The organism is Nonomuraea sp. NPDC049649, from assembly GCF_040675175.1.
In the GTDB taxonomy this organism is placed as follows: domain Bacteria; phylum Actinomycetota; class Actinomycetes; order Streptosporangiales; family Streptosporangiaceae; genus Nonomuraea.
The window spans coordinates 1-18,798 of the sequence record NZ_JBFAOH010000067.1; the positions used below are offsets into that span (position 1 = coordinate 1).

Annotated in this window: 21 protein-coding genes and 1 tRNA gene; 8 read left to right on the plus strand and 14 right to left on the minus strand. The window is 71.9% G+C overall.

Going from position 1 to position 18,798, the window contains the following annotated elements; all coding sequences use genetic code 11:
• The first annotated feature begins 244 nt into the window (after positions 1 to 244).
• The gene (locus AB0J42_RS36380) at positions 245 to 1,855 is read left to right on the plus strand and encodes a site-specific integrase (RefSeq protein WP_364302848.1); all 1,611 of its coding nucleotides are present in this window, start codon (positions 245 to 247) and stop codon (positions 1,853 to 1,855) included.
• A 25-nt stretch (positions 1,856 to 1,880) separates the two neighbouring features.
• On the opposite strand, the gene AB0J42_RS36385 is transcribed toward AB0J42_RS36380, so the two are convergent.
• The 3 genes from AB0J42_RS36385 to AB0J42_RS36395 all read right to left on the minus strand — a co-directional run bounded on the left by AB0J42_RS36385 (position 1,881) and on the right by AB0J42_RS36395 (position 4,659).
• Positions 1,881 to 1,954, minus strand: a tRNA-Ile gene (locus tag AB0J42_RS36385).
• A gap of 227 nt (positions 1,955 to 2,181) precedes the next feature.
• A complete protein-coding gene (locus tag AB0J42_RS36390; RefSeq protein WP_364302850.1) occupies positions 2,182 to 3,636 on the minus strand; it encodes a S1 family peptidase in 1,455 nt (484 codons plus the stop codon).
• A 90-nt stretch (positions 3,637 to 3,726) separates the two neighbouring features.
• A complete protein-coding gene (locus AB0J42_RS36395; RefSeq protein ID WP_364302852.1) occupies positions 3,727 to 4,659 on the minus strand; it encodes a LysR family transcriptional regulator in 933 nt (310 codons plus the stop codon).
• A 96-nt stretch (positions 4,660 to 4,755) separates the two neighbouring features.
• On the opposite strand from AB0J42_RS36395, the gene AB0J42_RS36400 reads away from it, so the two are divergent.
• Genes AB0J42_RS36400 through AB0J42_RS36410 form a run of 3 tightly spaced genes read left to right on the plus strand, consistent with a single transcriptional unit; the run spans position 4,756 to position 6,030 of the window.
• Entirely contained in the window at positions 4,756 to 4,980 is a 225-nt protein-coding gene (locus AB0J42_RS36400) for a DUF6158 family protein (RefSeq protein WP_364302854.1), read from the plus strand.
• Positions 4,980 to 5,219 carry a hypothetical protein gene (locus tag AB0J42_RS36405; RefSeq protein ID WP_364302856.1) on the plus strand — a complete coding sequence of 80 codons (240 nt, stop codon included), beginning with the start codon at positions 4,980 to 4,982 and terminating at the stop codon, positions 5,217 to 5,219. Before AB0J42_RS36400 ends, AB0J42_RS36405 begins: the two co-directional genes overlap by 1 nt.
• 31 nt (positions 5,220 to 5,250) lie before the next feature.
• Positions 5,251 to 6,030, plus strand: a complete 780-nt coding sequence (locus AB0J42_RS36410; RefSeq protein ID WP_364302858.1) for a putative hydro-lyase — start codon at positions 5,251 to 5,253, stop codon at positions 6,028 to 6,030.
• Here AB0J42_RS36410 and AB0J42_RS36415 read toward each other — a convergent pair.
• Entirely contained in the window at positions 5,993 to 8,212 is a 2,220-nt protein-coding gene (locus AB0J42_RS36415) for an excinuclease ABC subunit UvrA (protein WP_364302860.1), read from the minus strand. The two genes, AB0J42_RS36410 and AB0J42_RS36415, sit on opposite strands and share 38 nt — an antisense overlap.
• A 50-nt stretch (positions 8,213 to 8,262) precedes the next feature.
• On the opposite strand from AB0J42_RS36415, the gene AB0J42_RS36420 reads away from it, so the two are divergent.
• Complete coding sequence (locus AB0J42_RS36420) at positions 8,263 to 8,883, plus strand: TetR/AcrR family transcriptional regulator (RefSeq protein ID WP_364302862.1); 621 nt, start codon at positions 8,263 to 8,265, stop codon at positions 8,881 to 8,883.
• Here the strand turns inward: AB0J42_RS36420 and AB0J42_RS36425 are convergent.
• From AB0J42_RS36425 to AB0J42_RS36435, 3 genes are read right to left on the minus strand one after another with little or no spacing between them, the layout of a single operon-like run.
• Complete coding sequence (locus AB0J42_RS36425; protein WP_364302864.1) at positions 8,825 to 9,415, minus strand: ATP-binding protein; 591 nt, start codon at positions 9,413 to 9,415, stop codon at positions 8,825 to 8,827. The two genes, AB0J42_RS36420 and AB0J42_RS36425, sit on opposite strands and share 59 nt — an antisense overlap.
• Before the next feature lie 4 nt (positions 9,416 to 9,419).
• Positions 9,420 to 9,791 (minus strand): PPOX class F420-dependent oxidoreductase, encoded by a 372-nt coding sequence (locus AB0J42_RS36430; RefSeq protein ID WP_364302867.1) that lies wholly within the window; start codon positions 9,789 to 9,791, stop codon positions 9,420 to 9,422.
• A 33-nt stretch (positions 9,792 to 9,824) separates the two neighbouring features.
• Positions 9,825 to 10,721, minus strand: a complete 897-nt coding sequence (locus AB0J42_RS36435) for an aryldialkylphosphatase (RefSeq protein WP_364302869.1) — start codon at positions 10,719 to 10,721, stop codon at positions 9,825 to 9,827.
• Between the two features lie 172 nt (positions 10,722 to 10,893).
• Between AB0J42_RS36435 and AB0J42_RS36440 the strand changes: the two genes are divergently transcribed.
• The gene (locus AB0J42_RS36440) at positions 10,894 to 11,355 is read left to right on the plus strand and encodes a TIGR02611 family protein (protein WP_364302872.1); all 462 of its coding nucleotides are present in this window, start codon (positions 10,894 to 10,896) and stop codon (positions 11,353 to 11,355) included.
• A 53-nt stretch (positions 11,356 to 11,408) separates the two neighbouring features.
• Here the strand turns inward: AB0J42_RS36440 and AB0J42_RS36445 are convergent, their stop codons facing one another.
• A complete protein-coding gene (locus tag AB0J42_RS36445; RefSeq protein ID WP_364302876.1) occupies positions 11,409 to 11,729 on the minus strand; it encodes a co-chaperone GroES in 321 nt (106 codons plus the stop codon).
• A gap of 30 nt (positions 11,730 to 11,759) precedes the next feature.
• Positions 11,760 to 12,707: an endonuclease/exonuclease/phosphatase family protein gene (locus AB0J42_RS36450; RefSeq protein ID WP_364302881.1), complete on the minus strand. Its 948-nt coding sequence runs from the start codon at positions 12,705 to 12,707 to the stop codon at positions 11,760 to 11,762.
• A 116-nt stretch (positions 12,708 to 12,823) separates the two neighbouring features.
• On the opposite strand from AB0J42_RS36450, the gene AB0J42_RS36455 reads away from it, so the two are divergent.
• Entirely contained in the window at positions 12,824 to 14,074 is a 1,251-nt protein-coding gene (locus AB0J42_RS36455; RefSeq protein ID WP_364302887.1) for an ArgE/DapE family deacylase, read from the plus strand.
• Between the two features lie 100 nt (positions 14,075 to 14,174).
• On the opposite strand, the gene AB0J42_RS36460 is transcribed toward AB0J42_RS36455, so the two are convergent.
• The 3 genes from AB0J42_RS36460 to AB0J42_RS36470 are packed head-to-tail and all read right to left on the minus strand — an operon-like array spanning position 14,175 to position 17,061.
• On the minus strand, positions 14,175 to 14,975 hold the full coding sequence (locus AB0J42_RS36460) for an ABC transporter ATP-binding protein (RefSeq protein WP_364302893.1): 801 nt from the start codon (positions 14,973 to 14,975) through the stop codon (positions 14,175 to 14,177).
• Entirely contained in the window at positions 14,975 to 15,982 is a 1,008-nt protein-coding gene (locus AB0J42_RS36465; protein WP_364302897.1) for an iron chelate uptake ABC transporter family permease subunit, read from the minus strand. The genes AB0J42_RS36460 and AB0J42_RS36465 overlap by 1 nt, the downstream gene beginning before the upstream one ends.
• The gene (locus AB0J42_RS36470) at positions 15,979 to 17,061 is read right to left on the minus strand and encodes an iron chelate uptake ABC transporter family permease subunit (RefSeq protein ID WP_364302899.1); all 1,083 of its coding nucleotides are present in this window, start codon (positions 17,059 to 17,061) and stop codon (positions 15,979 to 15,981) included. Before AB0J42_RS36470 ends, AB0J42_RS36465 begins: the two co-directional genes overlap by 4 nt.
• 85 nt (positions 17,062 to 17,146) lie before the next feature.
• Between AB0J42_RS36470 and AB0J42_RS36475 the strand changes: the two genes are divergently transcribed.
• On the plus strand, positions 17,147 to 18,148 hold the full coding sequence (locus AB0J42_RS36475) for an ABC transporter substrate-binding protein (RefSeq protein ID WP_364302901.1): 1,002 nt from the start codon (positions 17,147 to 17,149) through the stop codon (positions 18,146 to 18,148).
• Positions 18,149 to 18,167: 19 nt separating this feature from the next.
• On the opposite strand, the gene AB0J42_RS36480 is transcribed toward AB0J42_RS36475, so the two are convergent.
• Together AB0J42_RS36480 and AB0J42_RS36485 are read right to left on the minus strand one after the other, a co-directional pair.
• Positions 18,168 to 18,425 (minus strand): hypothetical protein, encoded by a 258-nt coding sequence (locus AB0J42_RS36480; RefSeq protein ID WP_364302903.1) that lies wholly within the window; start codon positions 18,423 to 18,425, stop codon positions 18,168 to 18,170.
• An 87-nt stretch (positions 18,426 to 18,512) separates the two neighbouring features.
• Positions 18,513 to 18,746 (minus strand): DUF397 domain-containing protein, encoded by a 234-nt coding sequence (locus tag AB0J42_RS36485; protein ID WP_364302906.1) that lies wholly within the window; start codon positions 18,744 to 18,746, stop codon positions 18,513 to 18,515.
• Between the last annotated feature and the right edge of the window lie 52 nt (positions 18,747 to 18,798).

Consider the following 18,798-nt stretch of genomic DNA (forward strand, 5'->3'; position numbering starts at 1 on the left):
CGTCCTCCAGGTCAATCTCCGTCGATGCCTGGATCACAGTACTCATCAGGTGCGTTCTCCTTGATCAGGAGTTACACCGAAAACCGTACAGTCCCCCGGATAGCCCTGAACCATAGGGGCCGCCCAGCCGGCCTGCCGCCAGAAGATGCGGCCGCCGAGCTGGGAGTAAGTATCGAGGACTACCAGGAAGCGAGGAAGATCGCATACAGGCACCGCGAAACCGGAATGAGGTGAGTACAAGTAATTGACGGGGAACGGATATAAACGCTGCAAATGCCGGAAGAACGGCCGTGAGCTCGGCGCGAAGTGCCCCAAGCTCCGCCGCAAGGACGGCACGTGGAATCCGCATCACGGCACCTGGCACGGCAAGGAAGAGTTGCCGGCCGGGCCTGACGGCAAGCGCGTCTACCTGAGGCTGGGTGGGTTCAGAAGCGAAACCGAGCTGTCTGCCTTCTACCAGCAGGCTGGACGGCTGCTCGACATCCCCGAGCCCGGTCCGGAGGGGCACGAGGCCAGGATGGAGATCCTGGAAATGATCAAGGAGGCGCATCAGAAGCATGTGCCTCTACCGGCGTATGAGGAACTGCACCGCAAGTACCGGACGGGGCAGCCGCTGCAGGCGATGACCTTCGGTGAGTACTGGCAGTACTGGAGGGAACGGCGGGAACGACTGAAAGACATCCGCGAGTGCACGCTCCTCGGCTACGTCTCACACTACGAGACGCATATCCGGGGAGTGCTCGAGCACGTTCGGATGGACAAGGTGTTCGTGCCGACCGTCGAGCGGGTGTTCAACCGCATTGATGAGAAGAACGCTGCGCTGCTGGCCGCTCGCAAGTCCAACGATCCAGCGGTACGCGCTTCGGTGCGGGGAAAACGGATCACCGGGCCGGTGACCAAGCAGCGGGTGCGCGCGACGATCCGGACGGTGCTTGCGTCGGCTGAGCGAGAGCACGTCGTCTCCTTCAACGCCGCGTCGCTGGTGAAGCTGGACCCGGGTAGGAAAGCGAAAGGAGTGGTGTGGACAGCCGCCCGGGTGAAGGCCTTCAACGCGGCCTACCAGGAACTGCTGGCAGCCGAACGTGCGGCGAACATCCCGCCGAAAAAGCGGCGGGAGAGATTCAGGGTCTGGCTGGCGAGGCCGCGCCCTTCACCGGTGATGGTGTGGACGCCGGCTCAGCTGGGTGCTTTCCTCGACCACGCGGTCACCGACCGGTTGTACGCCCTCCATCACCTGATCGCCTTCAGGGGCCTGCGCCGGGGAGAGGCGTGCGGAGCCCGGTGGATCGACTGCGACCTGGACGAGGGCACCCTGGCGGTGTCCACGCAGCTGACCAACGTCGGCAGGAAGGTACAGGAGGGGATACCGAAAACGGAGTCGTCCGATGCGATCATCGCGCTCGATCGGGGCACGCTGAAGGTGCTGCGCGAGCACCGCGAACGTCAGCTCCAGGAAAGGGCGGCGTTCGGGGAGTCCTGGATCGACACGGGAAGAATGTTCACCCGGGAAGACGGCTCGGATCTGAAGCCGGATTGGGTCAGCGACCATTTCCAGCGGCTGGTGTTCGCAGCCGGGCTGCCCCCGATCCGGCTGCATGACCTGCGGCATGGAGCGGCCACGCTGTCCCTGGCGGCGGGCAACGACATGAAGATCACGTCGTCGATGCTGCGCCACTCCAGTCAGTTGATCACTTCAGACATCTACACCTCGGTGCTTCCGGAAATGGCGCGTGCGGCCGCGGAGGCAAGCGCGGCTCTGGTGCCTCGCAGGGGGCTGGCGGAGGGGGTGTCCGCGACTGGCGGTCTCCCCTCGGTCTCCCAGCCCCCGCTTCCCCCGCCCGCGGAAGCGGGATAGGGTGCCTCGTACCTGGTGAGGTGGGTAGGGCGGGTGGGACTTGAACCCACGACCCACGGATTATGAGTCCGATGCTCTGACCGGCTGAGCTACCGCCCCTGGTTTCAGTTGTGTGCACGGACAAGGCTAAAGCATGCTGAACGCCCCGAACCCCGCCTGACGCCTCGGACATCATTCCATGCCGAACCCCCTCCGTGGAGGCTGAGACGATCATTTTTTCCGAGAGCGGACGGGGGAACGCGGATGCCGCCTCGGCTGGTATACGGGGACCCGAACGGCGGCAGGGCCGCACCAAGCCGAGCCTGGTGCGGCCCTGAGCTGGGCCGTCAGGGCCGGCTGAAGCCGAGCGTGTACGGACCGGAGCCGCTGTAGGCGTGGATCCGGTAGCGGTAGTAGCCGGCGCCGCCGGTGTAGCTGATCGTCTCGTCGGGGCCGGGGGTGATGCCCTGGGCGACCGTACTCCAGGATAGGCCGTTCCATCGCTGGAGGTAGAGGTCGAAGTCGGTGCCGTCGGGGGCGTCCAGGCAGGCGGTGTGGGTGCCGGTGGCGGTGGTCCGGTAGTAGGAGCCGTCGGGCTGGTAGGTGTTCTGGCCGGATGACAGCGAGCCGGTGTGGACCGCCTGGTGGTTCTGGCAGCCGGTGGGCGGGTCGGGGTCGCCGGCGCCGTCGCTGGTGATGAGGGTCAGGCCGCCTGCGGAGATGATCTCGCCGATGGGCTGGAAGTACGTGGTGCCGCCGGAGCTGCAGTTGCCGGAGCCGCCGGAGGTCATGCCCTGTGCCTGGTCGCCGGAGATGAAGGCGCCGCCGGAGTCGCCGGGTTCGGCGCAGGCCGAGGTGCGGGTGAGGCCGGAGACGGTGCCTTCGGCGTAGTTGACGGTGGTGTTGAGGGCCTGGACGGTGCCGCAGCGCCACTGGGTGGTGGAGCCGGAGCGGCACACGGAGCCGCCGGGCTGGGTGACGGTCGCGCCGCGCACGGGCAGGATGCCGGCCGAGTAGCCGTTGACGACGCCGGGGGCGGTCCAGTCGGAGTTGGTCGCGACCCAGGCGTAGTCGTCGCCGGGGAACGAGGAAATCTGGAAGGTGCCCTGCGGGGCGCGGTTGTGGCCGGTGGTGCTCCGGCCGGCGGTGCCGCAGTGGCCGGCGGTGGTGAAGCCGAGCTGGTTGCCGCGGCGGGCGGCGAAGCCGACGGAGCAGCGGGAGGTCGAGATGTAGTAGGCGTCGCCGCCGCGGATGTCGTAGAAGAGCTTGGGCCGGTCCGCCGATTCGGTGACCTTGACGGCGCCGAGGTCGACGCCGGTGCTCTTCGCCCAGGTCAGGGCGGCTTCGGGGTCGGCGGCCTGGACGACGACGGCGTTGTCGGCGGGGGAGACCGCCCAGCTGTGCACGGTGTCCGGCGGCGCCTTCTCGTCCAGGGTCTGCTTGGCGGCGTCGAGCTGGGCCAGGGTGCGGGGCACGACGCGGGGTTCGGCGCCGGCGCGTTCGATGGCGGCGGTGTCGGCGCGGTTCACGCTGGCGGCGACGAGTCTGCTCTCGGGGCCTTCGAACCAGGTGCCGGCGTAGCGGTCGCCGAGGGCTTTGGCGAGGGCGGGCGCGGCCTGGTTGCCGCGGGCCTCGTTGGCCATCCGCGTGACGGCCTGCCGTTCGCTGATGCCGAGGTCGCGTTCGAGGGCGTCGATCACTTCTGCGGGGGGTTCGGCCGAGGCCGGGGTTGCGACGGCGGGGGTGGCCGTCATGACTAACGCGCCGATCGCGATGGCGATCACGGCTGGGGTGCGGAGCATGGGGTCGTCTCCTCGTTGTGGCTGGGGGGTGCCGTCAACGTAGTGCGGTGGGCGGAAGCCGAGGAGTACCAGTCCGGCCCTATCACGGTGTTATGGGGCGGTGCCGAACCCGGGGTTGCGTGCCAGCCAGTCGCGGTAGACGGGGCTGCGCCGTACCGCCTCCCGGTGCGTCTGCTTGGCCTGGAGCAGCACCCACGCGGTGTCGGGCGCGGCGGTGCGGCGGCCGAGCAGCTGGCGCCAGCGCAGCGGGGCGTTCTTGAGCGGCACCACGACCATGCCGGGGCCGGGCTGGTGGGTGGCCTGGCAGAGCACCACCGCGCGGCCCACCTGGGCGAGGTGCACGCAGGTGGCCACGTCGGTCTCGTAGATGGTGCCCGGCGTGAACCCGGCCCGCGCGCACGCCGTCGCGAAGCAGTCGGTGAAGCAGCCGTCCCCGGGGGTGACGGCCCACTGCTCGTCGGCCAGCTCGGCCAGTTCCACCTCCTTCTCCACGGCCAGCGGGTGTTCCGCGCACATCAGGGTGAAGACCGGGTCGAGGCTGATCGTCTCCCAGGCCAGGGTGCCGGCGGGGGTGCCGTTGTCGCCGCACGCTCCGGTCAGTACGTAGTCGAGCCGGCCCAGCTCGACCATGGTGGTCAGTTCGTGCGTCGACCAGCTCGTGTACGTGGTGACCTGGCGTTCGGCGGCCAGGCGGTGCACCAGGCCGCCGAGGATGGGGCCGTTGGTGGCGCCGATGCGGTAGCCGGGCGAGGGGGCGTGCGCGAACCGTACCGCCTCTTCCTGCAGCTCCTGGGCGGCGGGGAGGAGCACCCGGGCGCGGGCGAGCACCAGTTCGCCGAGCCGGGTGGGGCGGGAGCCGTGCCGGTCGCGCTCGAAGAGCGCGCCGCCGAGCATCCGTTCGATGCGCTTGAGCTGGGCGGTGAGGGCGGGCTGGGCCAGCCCGAGCATGGAAGCGGCCTTGCTCACGCTTCCGGCGTCCGCGACCGCACGGACGATCTTGAGGTGCCTGAGCTCGAGGTCCATAACGGGAAGGTAAGACGGTCTTATCTCCCGAACAATGCCTAATTGTCAGGAAATATGACAGATATTGTCGAGCGTCATCCTGGGTAGAGGCCGCCCATGACGACGATGGGGATCGACCCGGCTCAGCTGAACGACGAGGACCTGCTCCGCGAGCTGCGGCACCTGCACTTCACCCGGACCGACACCTTCCTGCACGGCTCCGACGACGCGCTGGCCCGCCACACCTCCCGGACCAACGAACTCGAGTCCGAGTACCTGCGCCGTTTCCCGCAGCGCGAGGTGGACCCGAACCGGCTGCGCGAAGGCGCGAGGTCCCGCTGATGACCGAGCCCGAACACGACGTGCAGGCGCTGTCCGACGTCGACATCCACGTGTACGAGGCGATCGCCGGACCGGCCGTCGAGCACGGCTCCGTCGGCCTGGGGGAGCTGGTGCACAGCACCGGCCTGCCCGATGAGGAGGTACGGGAGAGCCTGGAACGCCTGATCCGCCAGGGCCACGTCCGGCGGATCCGGGACGGATTCGGCCTCGGGCCGCACACGTTCGAAGTCGAACGCTGACCGCCGGGGTTCCCGGGCGTAGTGTCGGGGAGTGGACGTCGCAGACCTGACCCCCGCACAGGCGCGCGAGCGCTTCCGCGGCGGGCAGCGCGCGCCGACGGCGGGCTGGTGCAGAGGCTGGACCCAGGCCAACCTGATCGCCGTCCCCCGGGAGCTGGCCTACGACCTGCTGCTGTTCGCGCACCGCAACGCGCAGGCGTGCCCGCTGCTCGACGTGGGCGAGCCGGGCGCGGTGAGCACCCGGCTGTTCCCCGGCGACCTGCGCACCGACCTGCCCGGCTACCGCGTCTACCGGGACGGCCGGCCGGTCGCCGACCGCGCCGACGTGCTGGCCGACTGGCGGCCCGGCCTGGTCCCGTTCCTCCTCGGCTGCAGCTTCACCTTCGAGGCGGCGCTGCTGGCCGCGGGCGTGCCGATCCGGCACCTGGAGCAGGGCGTGAACGTGCCGATGTACCGGACGGACGTGCCCTGCGAGCCGTCGGGCCCGCTGTCCGGCCCGCTGGTGGTGTCGATGCGGCCGGTCCCGGAGGAGCTGGTGACCACCGCGATCGAGGTCAGCGGGCACTACCCGATGGTGCACGGCGCCCCCGTGCACACCGGCGACCCGGCCGCCATCGGCATCCGCGACCTGGACTCGCCCGACTTCGGCGACCCGGTCGAGGTGCGGGCGGGGGAGGTGCCGGTGTTCTGGGCGTGCGGGGTGACGCCGCAGGCGGCGGTGATGGCCAGCGGGGTCGACTTCGCGATCGGCCACCTGCCGGGCCACATGGCGATCATCGACGCCCGCGACGAGGACTACCTAGAGACCTAGCCAGGTATCTCGCCGTATGGGTGGAGGCTTCGGCCAGCGCCGCAGGGGTGCCCTCGAACACCACCCGCCCGCCGTGCCGGCCCGCCTCCGGGCCCAGGTCGATCACCCAGTCGGCGTGCTTGACCACGTCGAGGTCATGCTCCACGACGATCACCGTGTTGCCGCCGTCCACAAGCCGGTCGAGCAGCGCCAGCAGCCGGTCGACGTCGGCCGGGTGCAGGCCGCGGGTCGGCTCGTCGAACACGTACACCTGGCCCGTCTCGTGCAGCCGGTGCGCCAGCTTGAGCCGCTGCCGCTCGCCGCCCGACAGGGTGGTCAGCGCACGCCCCAGCGTCAGGTAGCCCAGCCCCAGCTCGCCCAGCCGGTCCAGGCCCGGCAGGTCGTAGTCGCGCACGGCCTCCTCGGCGGTCAGCGCCAGCACGCCGGCGACGGTCCGGCCGGCCAGGCGGTACGAGAGCGCCTCGGGGTTGTAGCGGGTGCCCTCGCAGGCGTCGCAGACCTGGGTCACCGGGTCCATGAACGCCAGGTCGGTCTTGATCTCGCCGCGCCCCTTGCACCGCGGGCAGGCGCCCGCCGAGTTGGCGCTGAACAGCTTGGCCGGCACCCCGTGCGCGTCCGCGAAGAGCCTGCGCAGCCGGTCCATCGCCCCCAGGTAGGTGGCGAGCGTCGAGCGCGGCGAGGCGTGCACGGCCGACTGGTCGACCAGCACCGTGCCGGGGTGCCGGGCGGGCAGTTCGCGGGTCATCAGCGTGCTCTTGCCCGACCCGGCCACGCCGGTGACCGCCGTCAGCACGCCCAGCGGCACCCGGACGGTCACGTCCCGCAGGTTGTGGGCGCGGGCGCCGGCGATCGTCAGATGCCCGGCGGGCTCCCGTACCCGGTTCTTGAGCCCGCGCGCCGCCCTCAGCGCGCGGCCGGTCGGCGTGTCACCGCGCGCGAGCCCGGCCACCGGACCCTGGTAGACCACCGTGCCCCCGGCGGCGCCCGCCCCCGGACCCAGGTCCACCACGTGGTCGGCGAGCGCGACGACGTCGCGGTCGTGCTCGACCACCAGCACCGTGTTGCCCTTGTCGCGCAGCTCCAGCAGCAGGTCGCCGAGCAGGTGCACGTCGCGCGGGTGCAGCCCGGCGCTGGGCTCGTCGAAGACGTACGTGAGACCGGTGAGACTGCTGCCCAGGTGGCGCACGGTCTTGAGACGCTGGGCCTCGCCGCCCGACAGCGTCGGCGTCTCCCGGTCGAGACTCAGATAGCCGAGCCCGATCGCGTCGATGCGGCGCAGCGCCTCCACCGCCGCGTCCGCGACCGGGTCGGCCAGCCGGGCCAGCACGCCGATCAGGTCGCTGACCTCCATCGCGCACAGGTCGGCCAGGTTGCGCCCGTCGATGCGGGAGGCCAGCGCGGCCGGGTTGAGCCGCCGCCCGCCGCACGCGGGGCAGACGGTCTCGCGCACCACCTCGCGGGCCGCCCGGTCGAGCGACTCGAGGTCGCGGTGCAGGTGGACGCGGTCGAACCGGGTGATCACGCCCTCGTATCCGGTGGCCCGCCCGTGGCGTTGGACCTTGCGGCCGTCACCGTACAGGAGCAGGCCGAGCTCCCGCTCGGTGTAGTCACGCAGCGGCTTGGCCGGGTCGAACAGCCCCGACTCCGCGTACAGCCCCCACACGTAGCCGCCGACCGGGTACGGCCGGAGCGCGCCGTCCGCCAGCGAGCGGTCGAAGTCGACCAGCCGGTCCACGTCGACCTCGACCTTCCGCCCCAGGCCGTGGCACTCCGGGCACATGCCCGCCGGGTCGTTGAAGGAGTAGGCCGTCGCCGGGCCCGCCGACGGCTCGCCGCGCCGCGAGAACAGCACCCGCAGCATCGGGTGGATCTCGGTCATCGTGCCGACCGTGGAGCGGGCGTTGCCGCCCACGGGCCGCTGGTCGACGACCACCGCGGCGGTCAGCCCGGCCAGCCGCGCGGCCCGCGGGCGCTCGTGCTTGGGCAGCCGGTTGCGGATGAACGCGCTGTAGGTCTCGTTGAGCTGGCGCTGCGACTCGGCCGCGATGGTCTCGAACACGACCGACGACTTGCCGGAGCCCGACACGCCGGTGAACACGATCAGCCGCTCCTTGGGCAGCCGCAGGGAGATGTCGCGCAGATTGTTCTGCCGGAGGCCGGTGAGCACGATCTCACCTGACATTGGCTCTCCTCCATAGCTTCAGCTAATGCTTATAGCCTAAGCTACATGGCATGACCGACATTCCCGACCGGAGGGCCCGCCGGCGGGCGGAGACGATGGAGGAGATCCTCGGCATCGCCCTGGAGGTGATGGCCGAGGAGGGCGTCGCGGGGCTGAGCCTGTCGGCCGTGGCCAGGCGGCTCGGCATCCGGCCGCCGTCGCTCTACAAGTACTTCCCCTCCCGGCACGCCGTCTACGACGCGCTCTTCGAGCGCGGCCAGCGGGACTACCTCGCGGCCGTGCGCGGCGGGGCGGCCGGCCACGAGCCCGGCCTGGAAGCGATGGCCGCCTCGCTGGAGGCGGGCGCGCGCTGGGTGATGGCCAACCAGGCGCTCGCCCAGCTGATGTTCTGGCGGCCGGTGCCCGGCTTCGAGCCCTCCGAGCGGGCGTACGCGCCGGCCTTGGAGGTGCACGCCCACTTCGGCGCGCTCACGGCGGCCGCGATCGAGCGGGGCGAGCTGCACCCGGACGCGGCGGGCGAGGAGGGGCAGGCCCTGGGCTCCAGCCTGATCGCCGGCCTGCTGTCGCAGCAGCTCGCCAACGAGCCCGGCGCCGCGTTCGAGGAAGGGCGGTTCACCCGGTGGGTGGCCCGCCTGCCCCGGGTGCTCGCGGCGATATACCCGCCGCCGTGAGCTGCGCCCCCAGCGGGGGCGCGCCCCGCCGGTTGTCGATCTCCAGGTGCGGCACCGCGGGCGGCTCGTCCACCTTGATGCGGGCCAGGTACGCGTCGAAGGCCGCCAGCTTGCCCGCGTCGCGGGGCAGGCCCCTGGCCTCCAGGCGCTCGCGCAGCGTCGAGGCGTCGGAGCGCACCCAGATCAGCCGCACCGGCGGGCCGCCCAGCTCCGCCACCCAGCGCTCCCAGCGGGCCGCGTCGTGCACCTGGCCGGTGAACGGGCCGTCGAGCAGGACCGGGCAGCCGTGCTCGCGGATCCGGCGGGCCGCCGCGGTCATGCCGCCGTACTCGTGCCGCTTGATGTGCTCGTCGTACCAGGCGCCCTCGCGCTCGCCGTGCGGCCTGCCGTGGGCGGCCAGCACTTCGGCGACGAAGCCCCCGTACAGCGTGTCCTTGTCGAGCAGGGCGGGGACCGGAGAGAGGCGGGCGAGCAGCGCGGCGGCCACCGTGGACTTGCCCGCCCCCGGCGGGCCGCTGACGACCCAGATCATGCCCTCAGTCTGGCAGGCCCCACGCGATGATTCTCACGGGACTGATCCGGATGACCTCGCCGGTCATGCCGGGCCTGGGCGGGCGCACGCCGGTGAGCGCCTCGGCGGTGCCGCGGATCTCGACGCCGCGCACCACCCACGGGCTGACCGAGGCGAGTTCGTCCACCACGAGCGAGACCGTGCTGCCGGCCCGGACGTTGCGGAACTTCTTGGTGGCGGCCATGTCGCGGCCCCCGATGTCGATCGTGCCCGCCTCGGCGTCGACGAAGAAGCCGACCGGGTTGTTCTGCACCTGGCCGTCAGGGGAGACCGTGGCGAGGCGGCCGAGCCGCTGGGTGGACAGGAACGCCAGCTCGGATGCGGTGAAACTGCTCATGCGCCCACCATCCGACCTCAAGTGCGGTTGAGGTCAACCCGTTCCGGTCAGCCAGCGCAGCGGGTTGTCGTGGGTGATCGTACGCAGCGTCTCCTCGGGGACGCCCGCCGCGCGCAGCCGGGGCAGCACCTCATCCGACAGATGCCCGTAGCCGGGGCCGTCGTACTTGCGGAGCTGGGCGACCCGGTTCGCGCCGCTGCTGAGCAGCAGGCGCCCGGCGTGGCCCTCGCCGATCAGGTCCAGGGCGACGGCGGCGGTCCGCTCGGTGCCCGCGCCGATCGAGCCCACGCAGACGTACGCGCCGGAGTCGGCGATCTTGCGGGCCGTGGCGGCGTCGGCGCCCGCGTAGCCTACGGAGACCCGGGAGGGCGCCAGGCCCTCGATCATCAGCAGTTCCAGCATGCCCAGGCCGTCCTGGCCGTAGGTGGCCACCGGGAGGCCGGAGGCCAGCGCGGCGCGGGCGGAGGCGCGCAGCGCGCGCTCCTCGGCCGGGGTGGGGTGCGGGCCCCAGCAGCCGACCTCGCCGATCACGCCGGGGAACAGGCCGGTCTCGTCCATGCCGTTCTCGATGTCGGCCACCAGCAGGCCGGTGAGCGTGTCGACGTCGGCGTCGCGGGCGCCGGAGAACGGCTCGGTGGACAGGCCGGTGGCGGCGATCACCGGGACGCGGCTGGCGGCGGCGATCCTGGCCAGCGATATCACGTCGCGGCCCGTGCCCTGGGAGGTCAGCTCCACGATCAGGCCGAGCGGGTGGTCGCCGGCGCGCAGCGTGCGGAGTTCGGCGATCACCGCCTGCTCCTCGTCCAGCCAGCGGTAGGGGTCGGAGTCGATGCCGACCGCCCAGCGCATGTCGGTACGGAGGTGTTCGTGGGGTAGGACAGCACCGGTGACCGCGTCCGCGAGGACGGGACCGGTGACGGTGCGAAGCATGACCTCGGGCATGCTCTACAGTAGCCACCCGAAGCCTGATATTTCCTATTAACTGCCCAAATTTTACGGTTTGTCTGGTTTGGGGGACGTTCCGGGTGTAGTCCTCATTTGGGCACTCGCACCAGGGGGACGACCCGTATCCTGGTCACCACACCGACTGCCCGGGGGGACCGTGCCGACGCAGGAGAAGATCGACATGGGGGACGCCGACCTCACGAAAGCCGAGGCCGCGCGCCGTTCCAGCATGCCCCGCCGCCGCGGCCTGCACGGCCGGCTCGACGGCATCCGCGCCACGCGCACGGGCGCGCTCACGCTCAAGGTCGTGATCGGGGTGATCGGCACGGTCATGGTGATCGGCGGCCTGATCATGGTGCCGTTCCCCGGCCCCGGCTGGCTGGTGGTCTTCGCCGGGCTGGCGGTGCTCGCCACCGAGTTCCACTGGGCGCGCAAGCTGCTCGATTTCGGCAAGCGGACCCTGCACGCCTGGACCGTCTGGTACAAGCGGCAGGGCTGGACGGTGCGGATCATCGTCGCGTTCGTCACGCTTTGTGCCATGGGCGTGATCATCTATCTCAGCATGCTCACGTTCGGCGTGGACGTCATTCAGATGGCCACGCAGATCATTTTCTCCTGAGCCCCGGGATCACCCCGGCTCCGTCCTCGCGGACGGGGCGGCGGGCCGTCCCGTCAGAGGTAGAGGCCCGTGCCGTGGTCGGTCTCCTGTGTGGCCACCGCGTGCAGGTCGCGCTCGCGCATCACCAGGTAGGTCTGCGCGTGCAGCTCCACCTCGAACTGGTCTTCCGGGTTGAGCAGGACCTTGTCGCCCACTCTGACCGAGCGCACGTTCGCGCCCACGCCGCAGACCTCGCCCCAGGCGAGCCTGTTGGCCATCTTCACCGTCGCCGGGATGACGATGCCCGATCCGCTGCGCCGCTCCTCGGTGTCTGGCTCCATCCGGATCATCACCCGATCGTGCAGCATCTGAATCTCGAACTTCGGCTCTTCCACGTGCCAAGTTTACGTTCTGCCGGGTAAGGATCACTCCACGGCCGGGAGGGTGAGCACGGCGGAGACCGGGTGATGGTCGGTGCCCTTCAGGGTGTGCACGCCGAACGAGCGGATCCCGATGCGGGAGTCGGCCAGCACGTGGTCGATGGCGACGCCGGGCAGCGGGCCGAAACCTCCCTGCGGCCAGGTGGTGCGCAGCCCGTCGCCCGTGACGTCGGCGGCGTCCCGGTAGCCACTGGCCAGGAGCTCGCGCATGAGCAGGTGGTCGAGCGTGGCGTTGAAGTCGCCCGCCAGGATCCGCAACGGCTCTCCGGCCCGCGGCAGCGCCTCCAGACCGGCCCGCCAGCAGGGCTGCCGCTCGTACCGCTTGGGCGCGCACGGATGCACGGAGACCAGCTCCACCCGCGCCCCGTCCGGATGCTCCAGCACCGCCCGGACCTGGCCGAAACCGCCGAGGTGGATCGCCTCGCCGGGTTCCAGCGGGAATCGCGCGTACAGGGCCGAGCCGCCGACCCCGCGCTTGGGCCGGGTGACGGCGTGCGGCAGCCTCTCGCGCAGCCCCGCCTTCTCCAGCCGCCGCATGGCCCCCGGCGTCAGCTCCTGCAACGCCAGCACGTCGGGCCGCACGCGGGACACCAGGTCCATCAGGTCGTCGGTGTCGGCGATCCCGACCATCAGATTGGCCGCCAGCACCCGCAACGGCGTCCCGTCCGCCTCCGGTCCGCCGTCCGCCACCGCCCGGGGGACCACGGCGAAGCCCAGGGCCACCGTGGCGGCCAGCGCGAGCGCCGCCGCCGCCCGTTTCCGCAGCGCCGCCGCCAGCAGCAGCCCGGCCCCGGCGAGCGCCGCCGCGTACGGAGTCGCCGACACCACGGGCACCCAGGGCCACTCCGGCTCGAACCCCGACAGCCGCAGCGCCGCCCACGCCGCCGACAGCCCCGCCATGCCCCACACGATCCAGCTCGCGACAGTTCTCACACCCTTGTATCGCCACCACCCCCGGAACGGGTTCCATCCACGGGGATCCGACATGCCCTCCACCAGCCCCGAAACGGGGTTCCACCCGCGCATATCCGGCATGAGAAGGTGTGCGCATGCGTGACGTGGAAACCAGGGTCCTGGACGCCATCGACGAGACGGAGGCAGTGAACCTGCTGGCCGAGACCGTCCGCGTCCCCAGCATCACCGGCACCGCCGCCGAGTCCGAACTGCAGCACCGCCTGTCCGCCCTCCTGACCGAGTCCGGGATGGACGTGGACCTGTGGCGGCTCGACCTCGACGACCTGCGCGAGCGCGACGGCTTCCCCGGCACCGAGGCGCCGCGCACCGAGGGGTACGGGCTGGTCGGGGTGATGGGCGGCGACGGCGTCCCCGCGCTGGCGCTGCAGGGCCACGTCGACGTGGTGCCGGTCGGCGACCTGGCCAAGTGGGAGGGCAGCGACCCGTTCGCCGCCCGCATCACCGGCGACGTCCTGCACGGCAGGGGCGCCTGCGACATGAAGGCCGGCCTGGTCGCCAACCTGGCCGTCGCACGGGCGATCCACCGCGCCGGGATCAAGCTCACCCGCCCGCTGGCCGTGCACTGCGTGGTGAGCGAGGAGGACGGCGGGCTGGGCGCGTTCGCCACCCTGGCCCGCGGGCACACCGCCGAGGCGGCCGTGATCACCGAGCCGACCAGCGGCCAGGTGATCACCGCCAACGCGGGCGCGCTCACGTTCCGCCTGGAGATCGCCGGCCGGGCGGCGCACGGCGCAGCCCGCCTGGAGGGGGTCAACGCCGTCGAGGTGTTCTTCCCGGTGTTCGAGGCGATCAGAAAGCTGGAGGCCGACCGGAACCGGGACGTCCCGGCGGTGTTCGCCGGCAACCCGCTGCCGTACCCGATCGAGATCGGCACCGTCCAGGCCGGTGACTGGGCGAGCACGGTGCCGGACCTGCTGGTCGCCGAGGGCCGCCTGGGCGTGCGCTTGGACGAGGACCCGGCTGCGGCGCGGGCCGCGTTCGAGGAGGCGGTGCGCTCGGTCGAGCACCCGTGGCTGAAGGAGAACCCGCCGGCGGTGACCTGGCCGGGCGGCCAGTTCGCGAGCGGCCGGCTGCCCGCCGGTCACCCGCTGCTCCAGGAGGTCCGGCAGGCGGCCGCCGACACCGCCGGGGTCACCCTCCCCGAGGCGGCGGCCCCGTACGGGAGCGACCTGCGGCTCTACGCGGCCGCCGGAATCCCGACGCTGCACTACGGCCCCGGCGACGTGCGTCACGCGCACGCGCCGCGCGAGCAGGTGCCGCTGCCGGAGTTCCTGCGGGTCATCCGCGCGCTGGCGGTCCTGGCCGTACGCCGCTGCGCGCCCTAGAGGGGACCGTACGGAGGAGCAAACCGGAGCCGCGACCCGGCGGCACTCGCCCAGGAGTCAAGCCGAGCCGGAGCCACACTCCGGGACGCGTACGCAGGAGTCAGGCCGGGGCGGCGACCCGGCGGCGGGACTCGGGGACGATCAGCGGGGTGCCCGACTGCGGGTCCTGGATGATCTCGCAGCGCAGCTCGAACACCTGCCGGACCAGTTCGGGGGTCACCACGTCGGCCGGGTGGCCCTCGGCCAGGACCCTGCCGTCGCGCATCACGATGAGGTGGGTGGCGTAGCGGCAGGCCTGGTTGAGGTCGTGCAGCACGGCGACCATGGTCCGCCCCGACTCGTGCAGGTCGGCGCAGAGGTCGAGCACCTCGATCTGGTGGGCGATGTCGAGGAACGTGGTCGGCTCGTCCAGCAGCAGGATCGGCGTCTCCTGGGCCAGCGCCATGGCCAGCCAGACCCGCTGGCGCTGGCCCCCGGACAGCTCGTCCACGATCCGGTCGGCCAGCTCGGTCACGTTGGTGGCCCGCATCGCCTCGGTCACCGCCGCCTCGTCGGCCTTGGACCACTGCCGCATCAGCCGCTGGTGCGGGTAGCGCCCGCGGGCCACCAGGTCGGCCACGGTGATCCCGTCGGGCACGATCGAGCTCTGCGGCAGCAGCCCGAGCCGCCGCGCCACCTCCTTCGAGGGCAGCGAGGTGATGACGCTGCCGTCGAGGTGGACGGCGCCCTTGCGCGGCTTGAGCATCCTGGCCAGCGCCCGCAGCAGGGTGGACTTGCCGCACGCGTTCGGGCCGATGATCACGGTGAAGGACCGGTCGGGGATGGACACGGACAACTGCTCGGCCACGATCCGCTGGTCGTAGGCGAGCGTGAGGTCGGTTCCTGACAGGCGGGGGGTCATCAGTAGCGGTCCTTTCGCAGCAGGAAGGCCAGGTACGCGCCGCCGACGGCGGCCGTCACCACACCGACGGGAAGCTGGACGGGGGCGAGCAGGCGCTGGGCGATCAGGTCGGAGGCGGTCAGCAGCACCGCTCCCATGAGCGCGGACGAGGCGAGCGTGACGCCGGGGGAGCGGGTCAGCCGGCGGGCGAGCTGCGGCGAGGCCAGCGCGACGAAGACGACCGGCCCGGCGGCGGCCGTCGCCACTCCGCTCAGCAGCACGCCGGCGGCGATCGCGGCCGCGCGCACCGGCTCGACCCGGACGCCCATGGCCCGCGCCGCGTCGTCGCCCATCTCGATCATGCGCATCGGCCTCGCCACGTACGCGCAGAGCGGCAGCAGCAGCGCCAGCGCGACCGCGACCGGGATGGCGTGGTCCCAGCCGCGCCCGCTCAGGCTGCCGGTCAGCCAGGCGGCGGCGGTGGCCGCGTCGTAGATGTTCGCCCGTGTCAGCAGGTAGGAGTTGGCGGCCAGCAGCAGCGCGTTCGCCCCGATGCCGACCAGGACGAGCCGGTAGCCCTGCACGCCGCCCCGGTAGGACAGCGCGTAGACCAGCACGGCGGTGATCACGCATCCGGCCAGCGCGCCGCCCGCGACGAACGCGGCCGACCCGCCCGCGATCACCATGAGGATGCCGCCGGTCGCGGCGCCCGCGGTGAAGCCGATGAAGTCGGGGCTGCCGAGCGGGTTCCTGGTGAGGCTCTGGAAGATGGCGCCGCTCAGCCCGAACGCGGCCCCGACCAGCAGGCCGGTGACCACGCGGGGAGCGCGCAGCTTGGTGACGATCAGCTCGGCGACCGGCGTGCCCTCGCCCGCGAGCGCGGCCAGGATGTCGGGCACCGGCACCGTGTACTCGCCCGTGGAGATCGCCGCCACCGCGACCGCGCAGGCGATCAGCAGCAGCAGGACGGTGACGGCCAGCGAGCGCGGCGCCAGCCGCAGCGACCAGGGACCCAGGCGGACGTTCACAGCGCGGCCAGCCTCCTGCGCCGGGCCATCAGGATGAAGATCGGCGCGCCGATGGCCGCGCACATGATGCCGACCTGCACCTCGCCCGGCCGTGCGATGAGCCGGCCCGCGACGTCCGCGCCGAGCAGCAGCACCGGCGCCACCAGCGCCGAGTACGGCAGCACCCACCGCTGGTCCTGGCCGACGACCGCGCGCACCGCGTGCGGCACCGCCAGCCCGATGAACCAGAGCGGCCCGGCCGCCGCCGTCGCCGACCCGCACAGCAGCGTCACCGCCACCGCGGTCTGCGCCCGTGTCCGGCCGACGGCCACGCCCAGGGCCCGGCCGGCGTCGTCGCCCAGCGACAGCATGTTCAGCGGCCGGCCCAGGAACAGCCCCAGCGCCAGCCCGGCCACCAGGAACGGCGCCAGCCGCAGCGCCGTGTCGGCCGTCTGCCCCGCCAGCGAGCCGGTCAGCCAGAACCGCATCCGGTCGTAGGTCTCGGAGTCGACGCGCATGATGGCGGAGGACATGGCGGTGAAGACCATGCCCACCGCGATGCCCGCCAGCGCGAGCCGTACCGGACCTCCTCCGGTGCGCCCCGAGGCGCCGAGCGCGTACACCACCACCGAGGCGCCCGCGGCGCCCGCGAACGCGAACCACACGTAGACGGCCGGGTCGGTGAGCCCGAGCAGCCCGAGCGCGAGCGTGACCCCCAGCGCGGCGCCCTCGTTGATGCCGAGGATGCCCGGGTCGGCCAGCGGGTTGCGGGTCAGGCTCTGCATGAGCGCCCCGGCCAGCCCGAGCGCCGCGCCGACGCCGATGCCGAGCAGGGTGCGCGGCACCCGCAGCTCTCTGATGACCGTGTGGTCGCTCGACCCGTCGGGGGCGAGGAAGGCGTCCAGCGCGGTGGTGAGCGGCATCGCCCGCGCGCCAAGCGCCACGCTGGCCAGCGCGACGAGCACCAGCAGCCCCAGCGCCACCAGCAGGCCCGCGGCGAGGGCGGCCTGCCGCCGCCGTCGCGGGGCTTCCCCGCCGTCCGCGGCGGAGGCGGTACGCGCGAGCCCGGCACTGGGCGCGGCGTGCTCAGCCGGGCGCACCCGACCCCCTCTCCTCATGGTCTAACTTAGGCGAGGCTAATCTAAAGCCCCGTCACAGAGGCAAGCCTAACCTTAGGGAGTAGTCATGTCGGGACCGGTCCTGGCTCGGCGGGGGTTCCTCGCCGCGGCGGCGGGTCTGGCCGCCGCCCTCACGCTCGCCGCGTGCGGCGGCGGCACGGGCGGCGGTACGGCCCAGACCCCCGCCTCGTCGTCGGCCCCGGCCGCGCAGCCCTGGTCGTTCACCGACGACCGCGGCGAGAAGATCGAGCTCGACCGGACTCCCGCCAGGGTGGTGGCCCAGGTCGGCGCCGCCGCCGCGCTCTGGGACTTCGGCGTCCGCCCCGTCGGCGTCTTCGGCCCGCACAAGCTCCAGGACGGCGCCAAGGACCCGCAGGTCGGCAACGTCGACATCACCCAGGTCACCGGCCTGGGCAACGTGTGGGACGAGTTCAACGTCGAGCAGTACATCGCTCTTGAGCCCGACCTGCTGGTCAGCAGCATGTACGAGAAAGGCACGCTCTGGTACGTGCCCGAGAAGTCCAAGGACACCATCGAGCAGGTCGCCCCCACCGTCGGCATCATGCTCACCGGCAAGACCGCCACCGAGGTGATCGGGAGATACGAGGAGCTCGCCCGGTCGCTCGGCGCCGACATGGCGGGCGTGCCCGAGGCCAAGGCCCGCATGGAGGCCGCCACCAAGGAACTGGCCGCCTTCAAGGACCTCAAGATCCTCATGATGTCGGGCGGCGCCGACCAGATGTGGGTGGTCAACCCGCCCGAGTACCCCGACATCCGCCACCTCACCGACAACGGCCTGAACGTCGTCGTACCCGGCAAGGTGGACGAGGGCGGCTTCTTCCAGACCCTCAGCTGGGAGAACGCCGACGCCTACGAGGCGGACGTGATCCTGTACGACACCCGCACGCAGGCGCTCAAGCCTGAGGAGATGATGAAGAAGCCGACCTTCGCCGAGCTCCCGGCGGTCAAGGCCGGCCGCCTCTACCCGTGGCGGGCCGAGGTGCCCTTCAGCTACCAGGGGTACGCCGACTTCCTCGAAGAGCTCGTGGCGAATCTGAAGAAGGCCTGAGACCCTGGAGCGGTCCCGCTCAGGACGGCGCCTGGGCGGGCTGCGGGCCGCGGCCGGTCAGCCACTCCAGGACACTGCGGTGCCCCCGGGCGGCGTCTTCGAAGTGGCCCCAGCGCCAGTAGCGCGGCCGGTCCCTGACACCGGTCACCCAGGTCCGGTAGGACACCGCGCCGGCGGAACCCGCGGGCGCCACCCCGTAGGTGCGGATCACGACCTTGCCGCCGGGCGCGAACAGCACGTCGTCGGCGATCGGGTACAGCGTCATCTGGTCGGGCATGACCCGATCCTGCCTGGGGGAGTCTGCCCGCCCGTTACGCCTCCGGCGCGGCCCGGTTACGCGGCCCCGCCGGAGGTGAACACCGTGTTACACCAGCAGTCCGTCGAATTCTCCGTCCTTCACTCCGAGCACCAGGGCCCGGATCTCGTCACGGGTGTAGATCAGCGCAGGGCCGTCGGGGAAGCGGGAGTTGCGCACCGCGATCCCACCGTCGGGGAGCTTCGCGAGCTCCACGCAGTTGCCCTGAGAGTTGCTGTAACGGCTCTTGCGCCATGCCACGCCGGTACTACATTCACAGATCTTGAGGTAGTGGATCTCCACGTCGCCGGTAATGGCTGAGCCGGGCGCGGGCCTGGTGGAGGCGGCGGAAGGC

Bases quoted from the DNA above. Each gene is read 5' to 3' on its own strand.
- AB0J42_RS36390 (WP_364302850.1), bottom strand. From the start codon at position 3,636: ATGCTCCGCACCCCAGCCGTGATCGCCATCGCGATCGGCGCGTTAGTC.
- AB0J42_RS36395 (WP_364302852.1), bottom strand. From the start codon at position 4,659: ATGGACCTCGAGCTCAGGCACCTCAAGATCGTCCGTGCGGTCGCGGAC.
- AB0J42_RS36400 (WP_364302854.1), top strand. From the start codon at position 4,756: ATGACGACGATGGGGATCGACCCGGCTCAGCTGAACGACGAGGACCTG.
- AB0J42_RS36405 (WP_364302856.1), top strand. From the start codon at position 4,980: ATGACCGAGCCCGAACACGACGTGCAGGCGCTGTCCGACGTCGACATC.
- AB0J42_RS36415 (WP_364302860.1), bottom strand. From the start codon at position 8,212: ATGTCAGGTGAGATCGTGCTCACCGGCCTCCGGCAGAACAATCTGCGC.
- AB0J42_RS36420 (WP_364302862.1), top strand. From the start codon at position 8,263: ATGACCGACATTCCCGACCGGAGGGCCCGCCGGCGGGCGGAGACGATG.
- AB0J42_RS36425 (WP_364302864.1), bottom strand. From the start codon at position 9,415: ATGATCTGGGTCGTCAGCGGCCCGCCGGGGGCGGGCAAGTCCACGGTG.
- AB0J42_RS36430 (WP_364302867.1), bottom strand. From the start codon at position 9,791: ATGAGCAGTTTCACCGCATCCGAGCTGGCGTTCCTGTCCACCCAGCGG.
- AB0J42_RS36435 (WP_364302869.1), bottom strand. From the start codon at position 10,721: ATGCTTCGCACCGTCACCGGTCCCGTCCTCGCGGACGCGGTCACCGGT.
- AB0J42_RS36455 (WP_364302887.1), top strand. From the start codon at position 12,824: ATGCGTGACGTGGAAACCAGGGTCCTGGACGCCATCGACGAGACGGAG.
- AB0J42_RS36460 (WP_364302893.1), bottom strand. From the start codon at position 14,975: ATGACCCCCCGCCTGTCAGGAACCGACCTCACGCTCGCCTACGACCAG.
- AB0J42_RS36475 (WP_364302901.1), top strand. From the start codon at position 17,147: ATGTCGGGACCGGTCCTGGCTCGGCGGGGGTTCCTCGCCGCGGCGGCG.
- AB0J42_RS36480 (WP_364302903.1), bottom strand. From the start codon at position 18,425: ATGCCCGACCAGATGACGCTGTACCCGATCGCCGACGACGTGCTGTTC.